Below are 14,418 nucleotides of genomic sequence, written 5' to 3'. Positions count from 1 at the left end.
CCCGCACGGTCGGCCCGACGCGCCCTATGCGGCATCCGGCTGCTGTTCCGGCACCGACAGGGCGGCGAGTGCCGCGGACACCGCGGCACTCGCCCTCAGGTCGAGCCTGGCGCTCGTCCCGCGCGCGCGATGGCGCATTTCGTCGACGCCAAGCGTCAGCAGTTGGGGCAGCAGGTCCGTGCACCGTCGGACCACCCAGCCGGTGCCGGCGGTGGCCAGCCACAACAGGCTCGCCGACCTGGTGGGCGCCGGGAACTCGGGCTCGGGCGAGGGCGCGGTTCCGGTCGCGATGCCCCTCTGCGCCAGCAGCGCGTGGAAGCGCACCGCGAGCTGCCGGTGCCCGCGCTCGCCGGGGTGCAGCCGGTCGGAGCTCCACATCGCCCGGTCGGTCAGCCACGCGCCCTCGGCGGCGTGCAGATGCACGGCGCCGTACCGGGCGGACAGGGCGTGGACCACGGCGTTGACCGCCCGCTGCCGCCGGGCCAGCGGGCGGGCCAGGGCGCCGGGCAGGCCGAGCATCGCACCCGGGTCGGGCAGGCACGCCGTGAGCAGGACCGCGCCCTGTTCGGTGCAGGCCGCGTACACCTTGTCCAGCCGGGCGGCCACGGCGTGGATGTCGAAGGTGCAGCGCAGGGTGTCGTTGACGCCGATGACGACCGACACGACGTCCGGGCCCAGGGCGAGCGCGGCGGGCATCTGCCGTTCCAGCACGTCGCGCGTCTGGGCCCCGCTCACCGCGAGGTTTCTGAAGTCGGCACACTCCTGTCCCAGCCCCGTCGCGAGCAGCGCGGCCCAGCCGCGCCATCCGTCACCGACGGGATCGCCCACGCCCTCGGTCAGCGAGTCGCCGAGGGCGACGAAACGCATGGGTCTCATGCGATGCCCCCGGGCACAGAGGGGCGTGCGGAGGGCACCGCGTCGTGCGCGGCGAGGAACGCCTCGACCGCCGTACGCCACCCGAAGCACTCCGCACGCGCGCGTGCGGCCTCGCGCCGCTTGCGTTCCGGGCGGTCGAGCAGCATCTGCACGGCGTCCGCGAAGGCGTCCCCGTGGTCCGTGGCCGTGGCCCCGGCGGAGCCGATCACCTCCGGCAGCGCGGAGGACGTGCTCGCCACCACGGGCGTGCCGCAGGCCATCGCCTCCAGCGCGGCGAGCCCGAACGTCTCGGCGGGCCCCGGCGCCAGACACACATCGGCTGACGCCTGCAGCGCGCCGAGCAGACCGCGGTCGCCGACGTGTCCGAGGAAGGTGACCGGCAGCCCGCGCTCGAGCGCCCGTTGTTCGAGCCGCTCCCGGAGCGGTCCGTCCCCGGCGACCACCAGCACGACGCGCCGGCCGCGCCGCACCAGCGCCTCCAGGGCGTCGAGCGCCGTCCCGGGCCGCTTCTCCACCGACAGCCGGGAGCACATCACCAGGAGCGTCTGGTCCGCGCCCGCGTGCCGGGCGCGCAGCCCCGGGTCGCGCAGGGCGGGGTGCCGCTCGACCAGGTCGACGCCCAGCGGGGCCCGTACGACGTTGCGCGCCCCGATCCGCACGAACTCCCGCTCGGCGAACTCCGTGGTGCACACCACGCGCGCGTACGTGTGCGCGGTGCGGACGTTGAGGGCGTCGGCCGCCCGCCGGGACAGGTTCTCCGGCAGACCCCAGGTGCGCAGGACTCCGTCGGCGGTCTCGTGGGAGACCATCACGGCGAGGACGCGGGCCCGCCGCGCCCACTTGCCGGTCCACCTGAGGGTCGTACGGTCGGAGACCTCCAGGCGGTCGGGGGCCAGCTCCTCCAGCAGCCGGGCGACCCGCCGCTTGTCGGTGAGGACGCGGTAGCCGCCCGTGCCGGGCAGTAGCGGACCGGGCAGCGTGATCACCCGCCCCTGCTCGGTCTCGCGGTCGCCGGCCCGTTCGCCGGGCACGATGAGCACGGGCTCGTGTCCCGCCGCCTTGAAGCCCTTGCCCAGCTCGCGCAGCGCGGTGCGCAGCCCGCCGGACGCGGGCGCCACGAAGTTCGCCAGCCGGACGATCCGCAGCGAGCTCATGCCGCCACCACCGTCCGGCGGGTGGTGAGCACACCCGCGTAGTGCCCGATCAGCTGGTCGCCGACGGCCGCCCAGGTGCGTCCCTCGACGGTCGCGCGCGCGGTGGCGCCGTAGGCGGCCCGCACGGCCGGATCGGCCGCGAGGGACCACACCGCGTCCCGTACGGCGGCCGCGTCGCGCGGCGGGACCAGCAGCCCGGTGCGTCCGTGGGCGACCAGGTCCAGCGGACCGCCCGCGGCGGGCGCGACGACCGGCACGCCGCTGGCCATGGCCTCCTGCACGGTCTGGCAGAAGGTCTCGAAGGGGCCCGTGTGGGCGAAGACGTCGAGGGAGGCGAAGATCCGGGCGAGTTCGTCGCCGGTGCGGCGGCCCAGGAAGACCGCGCCGGGCAGCGCCTCGTCGAGGCTCGGCCGGCTCGGCCCGTCGCCGACGACCACGACGCGGACGCCCGGCAGACCGCACGTGCCGGCCAGGAGCTCGATGTGCTTCTCCGGGGCGAGGCGCCCCACATAGCCGACGATCAGCTCGCCGTTCGGCGCGAGTTCGCGCCGCAGCGCCTCGTCGCGGAGCTCGGGGCGGAAGCGAACGGTGTCCACGCCCCGCGGCCACAGCCGCACGCGCGGCACGCCGTGCCCTTCCAGGTCGTGCAGGGCCGAGCTGGACGGGGCGAGGGTGAGGTCCGCGGCCGAGTGGACGGAGCGGATGCGCCGCCAGGCCGCGGCCTCACCGGCGCCCATGTAGGTGCGGGCGTACCCGGCGAGGTCGGTCTGGTAGACGGCCACGGCGGGGATGCCGAGCCGGGCGGCGGCCGCCATGCCGCGGACGCCGAGGACGAAGGGGCTGGCCAGGTGGACGATGTCGGCGCGGTGCTCGATGAGCGTCGCGGCGAGGCGTCGGCTGGGGAGGGCGACGCGCACCTGGGGGTAGCCGGGGAGCGGAAGGGAGGGGACATGGACGACGGGGCACGGCGCGGATGCGTCGGGCTTGTTTCCGGGGGCGGGGGCCGGGGCGACGACGAGGGGGGCGTGACCGCGGTCGACGAGGTGTCGGGCGGTCTGGAGCGCGCAGTGGGCCACGCCGTTCACGTCGGGGGGAAAGGATTCGGTCACGATGACGACACGCATACCGGTGTTGTCGCCGTGCTGGACGTGGCCTCGTCAACGTGGATCTTTCCGGACGAGGAACGGTCCATGAGCGTTGCGCTGCACACCCGAGCAGGTCAGGCCGCGTCCACACGCGCCTGACCTGCGGGTCACCCCTTGTTCACACGGCGGGCGCGTCAGGCCCGATCCGGCTGCGTACGGCTGTCTGGACCTCGGCCTCCTCGGCCGGATCGGCGGCCAGCCTGCGCAGCCGCTCCACGACCCGGGCGTCGCCCGTCTCGGCGTGGCGGGCGGCGATCTCACGGGTGGACTCCTCGCAGTCCCACAGGCACTCGACGGCGAATCCGGTGGCGAAGGAGGGGTCGGTGGCCGCCAGCGCACGGGCCGAGCGGCCGCGCAGATGGGAGGAGGCGGTCTCGCGGTAGACGTGGCGGAGCACGGGTGCGGCGCAGGCGATGCCGAGCCGTCCGGCGCCGTCGACGAGGGTCCACAGGGTCGGCGCGTCGGGACCCTCGCCCCGTACGGCCTCGCGGAGTGCCGCGAGGACCAGTTCGCTGTCCTTGGCTCCGCCCCGGCAGGCGAGCATCCGGCCGGCTGCCGCGCCCAGCGGGTCGGGGCGCCGGGCCCAGCGGCGTGCGCGGTCGACCGCGGCGACGCTGCGCATCCGTTCGAAGGCGTCGACGGCGGCCTCCACGACGAGCGTCGATCCGGTGGTCACGGCGCCCTCGATCAGGTCGAGGGCGTCGGGATCGTTGCTGTCGGCGAGATAGCGCAAGGCCGTACAGCGGGCTCCGTCGCTGCCGTCCCCGGCGGCCGAGAGGATCTCGGGCCGGTCCTCCGGGCCGGCGACGGCCGAGAGGCAGCGGGCGGCGGGGACATGGAGCGCGGCGCCGCGTTCGACGCCCTGCTGGGCCCATTCGAAGACGGCCTGCACGCTCCATCCCGGGCGGGGTCCGGTCGGCCGCATCTGGCGTTGCCAGCGGTCGAAGCAGCCGGTCTCCTGGGCGGCACGCACGCGCGTGGCGATGGATTCGCGCGGATCCTCGGCCCACAGCCGCCAGGGCCGGGGCTCGAAGGCGTCGCGCACGGCGGCGGCCAGCTCGGCCTCGCCCTCGGCATCGGCCGCGAAACGCGCGAGGACCGGTGCCGCGAGGGCCCGCAGTCCCGCGTCGTCGTCCCGCAGGGCCAGTTCGTCCAGGGCCCAGGTCCAGTTGGCGCCGGAGGCGGCGTACCTGCGCAGCAGGGCGAGGGCGTCGCGCCTGCCGTAGGAAGCGAGGTGGCCGAGGACCGCGAGGGCGAGCCCGGTGCGTGACTCGTCGGTGTCGAAGGCGTCCTCGACGTCGAAGAGGTGCGCCTCGATCTCGTCGAGTTCGCCGTTCAGATCGAGGTAGAGACGGGCGTAGTACAGGGAGCGGTTCTCCACCTGCCAGTCGTGGCGGGGGTCGCGCAGCACACAGTGGTTCAGGGCCGCGAGCGCTTCGGCGCGCGGTGCGGTGAGCGCGTGCAGCGTGCCGTCGCCGCGGCCCCGCTGAAGCAGGCCGAGCAGCGTACCGCTGGGCGCTATGACCGGATCGAACATGGGAAACAGCCTCACATCAAGCGTCGACGCAACCGGGGACGTGCATTACCTGGCCGCGTGACAACACGTCGGGGCGCCCGCCGTTTCCTGCTTGCTGTAGACCATCTTCCTCTGCCTCTCGTCGGTGGCCCATGCGGACCTCTCACGGTCCACGCGGTGCGGCATCACCTGCCCAGCCATCGTGTCCGTGAATCACGACGTCATGATGACTCGGCAGTTCCACCTGCCGCGACCGAAATTTCGGCGGCCCTTTACCGCCTCCCCCGTTTTGTGTGTCTTCCCTGGTCAGGACAGTCGGATCAGCTGGTGCCGAACAGTTCGAGCAGATCCCTCTTGCCGAACATCCGTGCGGTGTCGACGGCCGACGGCGTACCGGCGGCCGGGTCTGCGCCGGCCTCCAGAAGAACCTTGATGACCTCCGCCTCACCCTTGAAGACCGCCCCCGCGAGCGGGCTCTGGCCTCGGTCGTTGATCCGGTCGGCCTCGGCGCCCCGGGCGAGCAGCGCGCGCACGGCATCGGCGTGGCCGTGGTAGGCGGCGAGCATCAGCAGCGAGTCGCCGCGGTCGTTGGTGAGGTTGGCCGGAACCCCCGCGTCCACGTACGCCACGAGCGTCTCCGTCTGCCCCTGTCTGGCCAGATCGAAGATCTTGGTGGCCAGCTCCACGACCTCGGGGCCGGGGGCTTCAGTCATCGGCCGGACCGCCTCTCGTTACAACCGTTCGAGTGAATCGCCAGAGTACTGGCTTCCGCTGCACATGACCGGCCATGTCCTCGGCAAAGATCACCACGGTGTCCTTCGCGGCAACGGCCCTGACCAGAGGGCCCAAGCGGTCCAGTCACCCGGGTGAAATCTATAGAAATTCACCCACTTGCACCTTTTATCGTATGGATACATCCTGTGATCCTGGAAGTACTCATGGTGACTGTCCCCGCGAACCAGGAGACCTCAAATGATCCTGTCCATCTCTGGCGTGGTCCTGCTCGGCATCATCGTCTTCCTCTTCTTCCGCAAGGACGGACTGAAGGCGTCGCACGCCACGGTCTCCGTCCTGTTCGGCTTCTACCTGGCGAGCACGGCCATCGCCCCGAGCATCAAGGCGGGCGGCGAGAGCCTGGCGAGCCTCCTCGGTGGAATCAACTTCTGACGCCCCACCCGACCGTACGCACTTCCAGGAGACAGCTGTGGCCCGGCGCCCCCTCCCCCGCATCCTGAGCAAAGGCAGCGCGCAGTTCGCCCGGAGCCGGGAGCTGGCCCGTACGGCGGCCGACAGCGCCACTGACGTGCTCCACCCGCTGATCACGGTCACCCGCGGGCTGCGCCGGCTGGCCTCGGCAGGGCGGCGCAGGTGGGCCGCCACCCCCAAGGACAAGCGCGGGCCGCTGCTCTTCCTGGTGGCCTCGGTGATCCTGGTCGTGGGGCTCGTGCCGTACGGCCCGCTGCTTGCCGTCATCACGCTGATGGCGGCGGCCGCCTGGCAGGGACGGGACCGCAAACCGCAGACCGCCGAGGGACCCGACGCCTCGCAGACCCAGCGCCTCCGGTCGCTGTACGAGGCCCTCGTCCCCTACTTCTCGGCCGCCGAGGATCCCGCCCCGCTCTACGCGCACGGCGGCGAGTGGGAGAAGGCCTTCCCCGCCTACGAGTTCGACGGCTCGGGTCGCGTCACCCGCCTCGTGATCCGCTACCCGGCCTACTTCACCGACGGCGAGGCGGCCTCCCGCGCCAGGATCGAGCAGCTGCTGCACGCCAAGTCGGGCCGTGGCCGCGAGTACCACTTCGGGTGGGAGGAGGAGGGCAACCAGCTCACCGTCACGGTCCTCGCTCCGCTGCCCACCGACATCGCCGCACAGCGCTTCGTCACGGCACCCGGGGAGACGGTCCTCGGATTCACCGACCCCAGCCAGGTCCAGCGGACGCTCCCCCTCACCCACGGCGAGGAACAGCGCGACGTCCCCCCGGTCGTCTGGCGCACGGGCATCCGCTCCACCGAACCCCATCTGCTGGTACTGGGCCAGCCCGGCAGCGGCACTTCGACGCTGCTGCGTTCGGTCGCCCTCCAGGCGCTGCAGTACGGCGACGTGGTGATCGTCGAGGGCGGCAGCACCGGCGAGTACGCCTGTCTGACCGGCCGGGACGGCGTCCTGGCCGTCGAGTGCGGGCTGGCCGGCGCGCTGGCGAGCCTGGAGTGGGCGTCGCACGAGACCGAGCGCCGGCTGATCGCGGCCAACCAGGCCCGTCAGGCGGGCCATCCGCCGCCGGACGACACCAAGCGACCTCTGTGGATCCTGCTGGACCGCCCGAGCGCCTTCGCCCACCTCGCCGCGACCGACGGGCGCCGGGACCCGCAGTCCCTGCTCCAGGTTCCGCTCCGGCACGGCCGTGCGGCGCATGTGACGGTGGTCGTGGCCGACCAGTTCGACAGCATCGACGTCCTGAGCGAGGCGGTACGGCAGCACACACGCGCGCGTGTCGTCCTCGGCCCCGCCACCGCCGAGCAGCTGGAGTCGGCCCTCGGCGCTCCGCCACCCACCACCCCCCTCGCCGAGGTGCCGCCCGGCCGCGGCTATGCCCGGCTGGGCACGGGCCCGGTCCACCGTCTCCAGGTCCCGGTGACCCCGGACCCGTACGACGACGCGACGAGCGACGCGGACCGTCAGGCGGTGCTGACGCTGCTGCCGCCGCGCACGACACCGGCGGACGCGGAGCAACTGCCGGAGCCCGTGCCCACCGAAGCCGAGCCCGTGCCCACGGAGGCCGTCGCGGCGGAGACCTCCTAGGGGCCCCCTGGGCCCCGACTGCGGGCGCGGGCCGCGTCACGCTACGAACGTACGCGGCGTCTCGCCGCCCCCTGACCTCCCGCTCTCCACCAGTCGCGCCGCCGCGGCCAGCCGTACCGCCGCCTCCTCCGCCACCGCGCCCCCCACGGTGAACGGCAGCCGCACATACCCTTCGAACGCCCCGTCCACCCCGAACCGGGGCCCGGACGGCACGCGTACGCCGACGCGCTCACCCGCCTCGGCGAGCCGCGACCCGGACAGGCCGCCCGTCCGCACCCACAGCGTGAGGCCGCCCTTCGGCACCTCGAACTCCCACTCGGGCAGCTCCCGCCGTACGGCAGCCACCAGTGCCTCCCTGTTCTCCCGGGCCTGGGTCCGCCGCACGTCCACGGCCTGCTCCCAGCCCCCCGTGCTGAACAGCCAGTTCACGGCCAGCTGCTCCAGCACGGGCGTGCCCAGATCGGCGTACGCGCGCGCGGCGACCAGACTTCGGATCACATCCGGTGCCGCCCGCACCCACCCGATGCGCATCCCCGCCCAGAACGCCTTGCTCGCCGACCCGACGGTGATGACCGTCGACCCCGCCGCGTCGAAGGAACACACCGGGCGCGGCATCGCGGCGTCCGCGATGTCCTGGTCCAGCCACAGCTCGCTCATCGTCTCGTCGGCGACGAGCACCGTCCCCGCCGACCGGGCCGCCTCCACCAGCCGGCGCCGCTGATCGTCGTCGGCGAGCGCACCGGTGGGGTTGTGGAAGTCGGCCACGACATAGGCGATCCGGGGCGCCGACTCGCGCAGCACCTGCCGCCAGCGGTCCAGCTCCCAGCCGGACAGCCCCTCGGCCATCGCGACGGGCACGAGCCGGGCGCCGGCCTCCCGCATCAGCTGGAGGATGTTGGCGTACGAGGGTGACTCGACGGCGATGCGCTCGCCCCGTCCCCCGAACAGATGACAGATGGCGTCGATGGCGCCCATCGCCCCGGTCGTCACCATGATCTGTTCGGGCATGGTCGGGATTCCGCGCGCGGTGTACCGCTCGGCGATCATCGAGCGCAGCGCGGGCAGCCCGGCCGGATAGTCGCCGTGCGTGTGGGCGTACGGCGGCAGTTCCTCCAGCGCACCCTGCACGGCACGGGTCAGCCATGGCTCGGGGGCGGGCAGGGCCGCACAGCCGAGGTCGATCATCGAGCCGAGGGCCTCGGGCGGCAGCGGCTCCAGCCCGCGTGCGGGCAGCGGATTGCCGGCCGGCACGGCGGTCCAGCTGCCCGCGCCGCGCCGCGACTCCAGGAAGCCCTCGGTCCGCAGCGCCTCGTAGGCCGCGGCGACCGTGGTGCGGCTGACGGACAGCGACAGCGCCAGCTCACGTTCGGCGGGCAGCCGGGCGGCCACCGGGACGCGCCCTTCCAGCACCAGCAGCCTGATGCCGTCGGCCAGCGCACGGTAGGCGGGCGGACGGCGCGTGCCGGGACCCGCCGGACGGTCCTGCTGGGATTTGAGCAGCCGGGCAAGCTGCGCCGCCCCCACAGCCGAGGTCCACTGCCCCATGGAAATCAGTCCACCTTCCCCGAATTGGCCATGGATGGTGTTCATCACCCAGCCACAGGGTGTCATGAACCAGGCCACTACGACCACCGGGGGCATGTCTTGTCCGAACCCAGCCGCATCGGGCGGCGGTTGATCCAGCTGTACGTCGGCCTGGCGCTCTACGGAGCGAGTTCGGCCCTGCTCGTGGACGCGGGCCTCGGTCTCGAACCCTGGAACGTGCTGCACCAGGGACTGGCCGAACTGACCGGCCTGACGATCGGCGTCGTCTCGATCATCGTGGGCGCGGCAGTGCTGCTCCTGTGGATCCCCCTGCGCCAGCGGCCGGGCCTGGGCACGGTCTCCAACGTCTTCGTGGTCGGGATCGCCATGGACGGCACCCTCGCCGCCGTCCCGGAGGCGCACACCCTGGCCGTACGGATTGCGCTTCTCCTCGCCGGCATCCTGCTCAACGGCGTGGCCACCGGCCTGTACATCGCCGCCCGCTTCGGTCCGGGCCCACGCGACGGGCTGATGACCGGACTGCACCGGCGCACCGGCCGCTCGATCCGGCTGATGCGGACCGTCGTCGAGTTCGCGGTCGTGGTCACCGGCTTCGTCCTCGGCGGCACCATCGGCGCCGGCACCCTTCTGTACGCGCTCTCGATCGGCCCGCTCGCCCAGCTCTTCCTGCGGCTGTTCGCCGTCCCGTCGGCATCCCGCGGCAGCACGGTCGTTGCCGCCGGGCCACCGGAGCGAGCGATACTTCGACGGTGACCACGCGTATACGCCACCCCTACCTCGACCATCCCGGCCCCATCCCCTTCGCCCACCGGGGCGGTGCGGCGGACGGGCTGGAGAACACCGAGCTGCAGTTCCGGCGTGCGGTCCAGGCGGGATACCGGTACATCGAGACCGACGTCCACTCGACCGCGGACGGGAAGCTGGTCGCGTTCCACGACTCGACGCTGGACCGGGTGACGGACGGGGCGGGCCGGATAGCCGACCTGCCCTGGAAGGACGTGCGGCACGCGCGCGTGGCGGGCAAGGAGCCGGTGCCCCTCTTCGAGGAGCTCCTGGAGAGCTTCCCCGAGGTGCGCTGGAACATCGACATCAAGGCGGAGCCCGCACTCCACCCCCTGCTCGACCTGATCGAGCGCACGAACGCCTGGGACCGGATCTGCGTCGGCTCGTTCTCCGAGGCGCGCGTGGTCCGCGCCCAGCATCTGGCGGGGCCGCGCCTGGCGACGTCGTACGGCACCCGGGGCGTGCTCAACCTCCGGCTGCGCTCGTGGGGCGTGCCGGCCGCGCTGCGCGGCTCCGCGGTCGCCGCCCAGGTGCCCGAGTCCCAGTCCGGTATCCAGGTGGTGGACCACCGCTTCATCCGCACCGCCCACGCGCGCGGGCTCCAGGTGCATGTGTGGACGATCAACGAACCCGAGCGCATGCACCGGCTGCTCGACCTGGGAGTCGATGGCATCATGACCGATCACATCGACACGTTGCGCAAGGTCATGGAAGAACGGGGCGTCTGGGTCTGACCCCTGAGCGAACGCCTTCGCGCGGCACCTTCACGGGGAAGCGAGGGCACGGGTGGGCACCGACACCGTGCGGGCGGGTTCGGCCGACGAGGCCGGCGAGATCGCCCAGCGGCGGCGCGAACAGCGCGGCTGGTACTTCTACGACTGGGCGTGCTCCGTCTACTCGACGAGCGTGCTCACCGTGTTCCTGGGTCCCTATCTGACCTCGGTCGCCAAGGCGGCGGACGCCGACGGGTTTGTGCATCCGCTGGGGATCCCGGTGCGCGCCGGGTCCTTCTTCGCGTACGCGGTGAGCCTGTCGGTGATCGTGGCCGTGATCGTGATGCCCCTGGTGGGCGCGGCCGCCGACCGGAGCGGGCGCAAGAAGCCCCTCCTGGCGGCCGCCGCCTATACGGGGGCCGCGGCGACCACCGGCATGTTCTTCCTCGACGGCGACCGCTATCTGCTCGGCGGCGTGCTGCTGGTCGTCGCCAACGCCGCCCAGTCCGTCGGGACGATGCTCTACAACTCCTATCTGCCGCAGATCGCCCCGCCGGAGGAGCGCGACGCGGTCTCCTCCCGGGGCTGGGCCTTCGGCTATGCGGCGGGGTCGCTGGTCCTGGTCGTGAATCTGGTCCTGTACACCGCCCACGACACCTTCGGCCTCTCGGAGGGAGAGGCGGTCCGCATCTGTCTGGCGTCGGCCGGACTGTGGTGGGGTGCCTTCACCCTGGTGCCGCTGCGCCGGCTCCGCGACCGCCGCACCGCGACGACGGAGCAGTCCGCCCCCGCGTTCCGGCAGCTCGCCGCGACCCTCCGGGACATGCGCCGCCACCCGCTGACCCTCGCCTTCCTCCTGGCCTACCTGATCTACAACGACGGCATCCAGACGGTGATCTCCCAGGCCTCCGTCTACGGTTCCGAGGAGCTGGGACTCGGGCAGTCGACCCTCATCGGCGCCGTGCTGCTGGTCCAGGTGCTCGCGGTGGCGGGGGCGCTGGGCATGGGCCGGCTGGCGAAGGTGTACGGCGCGAAGCGCACGATCCTCGGTTCGCTGATCGCCTGGACGGTGACGCTCGGGGCCGGGTACTTCCTGCCCGCCGGGGCGCCGGTCTGGTTCTTCGTCCTCGCCGCCGGGATCGGACTCGTCCTCGGCGGCAGCCAGGCCCTGTCCCGGTCCCTGTTCTCGCACCTCGTGCCGCCCGGCAAGGAGGCCGAGTACTTCTCGGCGTACGAGATGAGCGACCGCGGCATGAGCTGGCTCGGCCCACTGCTGTTCGGGGTCACCTACCAGCTGACCGGCAGTTATCGGGACGCGATCATCTCGCTGGTGGCCTTCTTCGTCATCGGGTTCGTGCTGCTCGCGCGGGTTCCGGTGCGGCGGGCGATCGGCGCCGCGGGCAATCCGGTTCCCGAAAGGATTTAGCGTTCAACACGAAAGGGCTGTAGTGTACGCGTTTGGCCTGCCAGGCGTACCGTTACTGCGCGTCAAAGATGCCGAAACGCTGGGTGACATCTGCTAGCAGATGTGACAAACCGGGCGCTGGTGGGTACAACAAGGGGCGGCTACGACGGCGACGCATGACCCGGAACGGGAATCTTTACCGCCGACCGGACGTTGACCGGATGACGACGACAGCGACACCTGTCCTGTGGGCGACAAGCCCGGGAGGCACGATTCATGAGTGAGCGAGCTCTTCGCGGCACGCGCCTCGTGGTGACCAGCTACGAGACGGACCGCGGCATCGACCTGGCCCCGCGCCAGGCCGTGGAGTACGCATGCGAGAAGGGGCACCGGTTCGAGATGCCCTTCTCGGTCGAGGCGGAGATCCCGCCGGAGTGGGAGTGCAAGGTCTGCGGGGCCACGGCACTCCTTGTGGACGGCGACGGCCCTGAAGAGAAGAAGGCCAAGCCCGCGCGTACGCATTGGGACATGCTGATGGAGCGGCGCACCCGTGAGGAACTCGAAGAGGTCCTCGAGGAGCGTCTGGCCGTTCTCCGCTCCGGTGCGATGAACATCGCGGTGCATCCGCGGGACAGCCGCAAGTCGGCTTAGTTCCTCGGCGGGTCGGGCGGAACACGACACAAGCACGAGACCGCGGGCTCCGTACGTGAGGTACGGGGCCCGCGGTCTCGTGTGTCCGGAGGCGGAGCTCGGCCGTTCGCGGGCGGAGCTCAGCGTGTCAGCGGCGGCCGAGGGTCCTGCGGGGTGTCGCCCGGCTCGTCCCTGATGACCTCGCCCTGCACCACCTTCCCGTCGGGACGGTGGATCCGGACCTGCTGGAACGCATCGCCCAGGGTGCCCGGGGCGGCCGCGCGCAGCTTGCGCTCGAAGGTGCGTTCCGCATACCGGCTCACGGCCTTCTGGACCGGGGGGACCAGGAGCAGCAGGCCCACGGCGTCCGAGACCAGGCCGGGCAGCATGAGGAGCAGACCGCCCAGCATCATCAGCCCGTTGCCGCCGCCGCGCGAGTCCGAGGGGGCCTCGCCCCGCTGCAACGCCTCGTTGAGATTCTGGAAGGCGCGTCGGCCCGCCCGCTTGATCACCACCGCGCCGAGCACGAATCCGGCGAGCAGCAGCAGGAAGACCACGAATCCGTTCGAGGCGCCCGCGACCACGGTCAGCAGCCAGATCTCCAGCACCAGCCAGGCGGCGATGCCGAGCGGCAGGAAGGTCCGCAGCCGGGAGCGCCGGGGCCGGGCGGGGTGCGTGGGGGTCGAAGCGCCAGTCGTCATGCCTCAAGTGTGCATGGGTCCGGCTCAGTGCGGGATAAGTCCGGCTCTGTGCGGGACAAGAGGGACAAGGGGCCGGTCAGCGGTGTCCCCCCGGCCGTGCCCGCACGGCTGTCAGTGCTGTGTCACCGCGGCGACGACCTGCCGCCGCGGCCGGTTATCTTGCCGAACCGCTCCCCCACGCCCCAGGTCGTGACCCGCCACAGGGCTTCCACGAGGATGTCCCGGCTCATCTTGGAGTCACCGAGCTCGCGCTCGACGAACGTGATGGGCACCTCGACGACGTGGTAGCCGGCCCTCACCGCGCGGCGGGCGAGGTCGACCTGGAAGCAGTAGCCCTGGGAGGCGACGTCGTCGAGGCCGAGCCCTTCGAGGGTCTCGCGGCGGAAGGCGCGGTAGCCGCCGGTGATGTCGCGCAGCGGCAGGTCGAGGGCGAGACGTGAGTAGAGGCTGCCGCCGCGGGAGATGAGCTCGCGGGACTTCGGCCAGTTCACGACCCGGCCCCCCGGCACCCAGCGGGAGCCGAGGACCAGGTCGGCACCCTTGAGCGCGGTCAGCAGACGGGGCAGTTCCTCGGGCTGGTGGGAGCCGTCGGCGTCCATCTCGATCAGGACGCCGTAGCCGTTGTCCATGCCCCAGCGGAAGCCCGCGAGGTAGGCGGCGCCGAGGCCCTCCTTGCCCTTGCGGTGCAGCACCTGGACCTGGTCGTCGCCGGCGGCGAGTTCGTCGGCGAGCTTGCCGGTGCCGTCGGGGCTGTTGTCGTCGGCCACGAGCACGTGCGCCTCGGGGACCGCTTTGCGCACCCGGCCGACGATCGCCTTGATGTTCTCCGCCTCGTTGTAGGTCGGGATGATCACCAACGCCGTGCCGAGCGGGCCGAACCGTCTCCCTTGGGCCTGTGCCCCGAGGGTCCCGTCACCGTCGTTCACTGCTGCCCCTTCACATCGGTCCGCAGGGGTCCACCATAGTGGCCGCTGCCTGCGCCGACATGACAGGACGTTCGTACGGTGGTGTCGTTTCCGCAAGAGCGGGGTAGGAATGCACGCTTCGACCGCGGTTCGTCCTGCGGATGGAGGCCCGGCGCCCTTCGGGCCGACCTGGGACCCGCTGGCTGCGGGTCGACCGAAAGCCGTTGTCTACTGAGCGTCCGGGC

14 protein-coding genes are annotated in these 14,418 nt (G+C 72.3%); 6 read left to right on the top strand and 8 right to left on the bottom strand.

All coding sequences use genetic code 11. From position 1 onward, the window contains the following. Positions 1–24: 24 nt before the first annotated feature. The 5 genes from F7R91_RS02285 to F7R91_RS02265 all read right to left on the bottom strand — a co-directional run bounded on the left by F7R91_RS02285 (position 25) and on the right by F7R91_RS02265 (position 5,404). Complete coding sequence (locus F7R91_RS02285; RefSeq protein WP_150943838.1) at positions 25–876, bottom strand: SGNH/GDSL hydrolase family protein; 852 nt, start codon at positions 874–876, stop codon at positions 25–27. Then, positions 873–2,030, bottom strand: a complete 1,158-nt coding sequence (locus F7R91_RS02280) for a glycosyltransferase (RefSeq protein ID WP_150943835.1) — start codon at positions 2,028–2,030, stop codon at positions 873–875. Before F7R91_RS02280 ends, F7R91_RS02285 begins: the two co-directional genes overlap by 4 nt. Further along, complete coding sequence (locus tag F7R91_RS02275; protein ID WP_150943833.1) at positions 2,027–3,154, bottom strand: glycosyltransferase family 4 protein; 1,128 nt, start codon at positions 3,152–3,154, stop codon at positions 2,027–2,029. The genes F7R91_RS02280 and F7R91_RS02275 overlap by 4 nt, the downstream gene beginning before the upstream one ends. A 139-nt stretch (positions 3,155–3,293) precedes the next feature. After that, on the bottom strand, positions 3,294–4,712 hold the full coding sequence (locus F7R91_RS02270; RefSeq protein ID WP_150943831.1) for a HEAT repeat domain-containing protein: 1,419 nt from the start codon (positions 4,710–4,712) through the stop codon (positions 3,294–3,296). A gap of 299 nt (positions 4,713–5,011) precedes the next feature. Then, entirely contained in the window at positions 5,012–5,404 is a 393-nt protein-coding gene (locus F7R91_RS02265; protein WP_150943829.1) for an ankyrin repeat domain-containing protein, read from the bottom strand. A 259-nt stretch (positions 5,405–5,663) separates the two neighbouring features. Here F7R91_RS02265 and F7R91_RS02260 point away from each other — a divergent pair, with 259 nt between their 5' ends. Further along, entirely contained in the window at positions 5,664–5,858 is a 195-nt protein-coding gene (locus tag F7R91_RS02260; RefSeq protein ID WP_150943828.1) for a hypothetical protein, read from the top strand. Between the two features lie 37 nt (positions 5,859–5,895). Beyond that, the gene (locus F7R91_RS02255) at positions 5,896–7,491 is read left to right on the top strand and encodes a hypothetical protein (protein ID WP_150943825.1); all 1,596 of its coding nucleotides are present in this window, start codon (positions 5,896–5,898) and stop codon (positions 7,489–7,491) included. A gap of 36 nt (positions 7,492–7,527) precedes the next feature. On the opposite strand, the gene F7R91_RS02250 is transcribed toward F7R91_RS02255, so the two are convergent. After that, a complete protein-coding gene (locus F7R91_RS02250) occupies positions 7,528–9,036 on the bottom strand; it encodes an SCO1417 family PLP biosynthesis transcription factor (RefSeq protein WP_150943823.1) in 1,509 nt (502 codons plus the stop codon). 99 nt (positions 9,037–9,135) lie between these two features. Between F7R91_RS02250 and yczE the strand changes: the two genes are divergently transcribed. The 4 genes from yczE to F7R91_RS02230 all read left to right on the top strand — a co-directional run bounded on the left by yczE (position 9,136) and on the right by F7R91_RS02230 (position 12,588). Further along, positions 9,136–9,789 carry a membrane protein YczE gene (gene yczE / locus F7R91_RS02245; protein ID WP_150943821.1) on the top strand — a complete coding sequence of 218 codons (654 nt, stop codon included), beginning with the start codon at positions 9,136–9,138 and terminating at the stop codon, positions 9,787–9,789. Beyond that, positions 9,786–10,553: a glycerophosphodiester phosphodiesterase gene (locus F7R91_RS02240; protein ID WP_150943819.1), complete on the top strand. Its 768-nt coding sequence runs from the start codon at positions 9,786–9,788 to the stop codon at positions 10,551–10,553. Before yczE ends, F7R91_RS02240 begins: the two co-directional genes overlap by 4 nt. Before the next feature lie 52 nt (positions 10,554–10,605). Then, positions 10,606–11,958 (top strand): MFS transporter, encoded by a 1,353-nt coding sequence (locus F7R91_RS02235; RefSeq protein WP_150943817.1) that lies wholly within the window; start codon positions 10,606–10,608, stop codon positions 11,956–11,958. Between the two features lie 255 nt (positions 11,959–12,213). Then, positions 12,214–12,588 carry an RNA polymerase-binding protein RbpA gene (locus F7R91_RS02230; RefSeq protein ID WP_150943815.1) on the top strand — a complete coding sequence of 125 codons (375 nt, stop codon included), beginning with the start codon at positions 12,214–12,216 and terminating at the stop codon, positions 12,586–12,588. A 119-nt stretch (positions 12,589–12,707) separates the two neighbouring features. Here the strand turns inward: F7R91_RS02230 and fxsA are convergent, their stop codons facing one another. Together fxsA and F7R91_RS02220 are read right to left on the bottom strand one after the other, a co-directional pair. Further along, complete coding sequence (fxsA, locus tag F7R91_RS02225) at positions 12,708–13,268, bottom strand: FxsA family membrane protein (protein ID WP_150943813.1); 561 nt, start codon at positions 13,266–13,268, stop codon at positions 12,708–12,710. Positions 13,269–13,390: 122 nt separating this feature from the next. After that, positions 13,391–14,194 carry a polyprenol monophosphomannose synthase gene (locus tag F7R91_RS02220; protein WP_150943811.1) on the bottom strand — a complete coding sequence of 268 codons (804 nt, stop codon included), beginning with the start codon at positions 14,192–14,194 and terminating at the stop codon, positions 13,391–13,393. Positions 14,195–14,418 lie beyond the last annotated feature (224 nt).

The sequence above is a fragment of the Streptomyces luteolifulvus genome, from assembly GCF_008806595.1.
In the GTDB taxonomy this organism is placed as follows: Bacteria; Actinomycetota; Actinomycetes; order Streptomycetales; family Streptomycetaceae; genus Streptomyces; species Streptomyces luteolifulvus.
This window is presented reverse-complemented; position numbering and strand designations above follow the sequence as displayed.

Bases quoted from the DNA above. Each gene is read 5' to 3' on its own strand.
- F7R91_RS02250 (WP_150943823.1), bottom strand. From the start codon at position 9,036: ATGGGGCAGTGGACCTCGGCTGTGGGGGCGGCGCAGCTTGCCCGGCTG.
- F7R91_RS02265 (WP_150943829.1), bottom strand. From the start codon at position 5,404: ATGACTGAAGCCCCCGGCCCCGAGGTCGTGGAGCTGGCCACCAAGATC.
- F7R91_RS02280 (WP_150943835.1), bottom strand. From the start codon at position 2,030: ATGAGCTCGCTGCGGATCGTCCGGCTGGCGAACTTCGTGGCGCCCGCG.
- F7R91_RS02285 (WP_150943838.1), bottom strand. From the start codon at position 876: ATGAGACCCATGCGTTTCGTCGCCCTCGGCGACTCGCTGACCGAGGGC.
- fxsA (WP_150943813.1), bottom strand. From the start codon at position 13,268: ATGACGACTGGCGCTTCGACCCCCACGCACCCCGCCCGGCCCCGGCGC.
- F7R91_RS02230 (WP_150943815.1), top strand. From the start codon at position 12,214: ATGAGTGAGCGAGCTCTTCGCGGCACGCGCCTCGTGGTGACCAGCTAC.
- F7R91_RS02260 (WP_150943828.1), top strand. From the start codon at position 5,664: ATGATCCTGTCCATCTCTGGCGTGGTCCTGCTCGGCATCATCGTCTTC.
- F7R91_RS02275 (WP_150943833.1), bottom strand. From the start codon at position 3,154: ATGCGTGTCGTCATCGTGACCGAATCCTTTCCCCCCGACGTGAACGGC.
- F7R91_RS02270 (WP_150943831.1), bottom strand. From the start codon at position 4,712: ATGTTCGATCCGGTCATAGCGCCCAGCGGTACGCTGCTCGGCCTGCTT.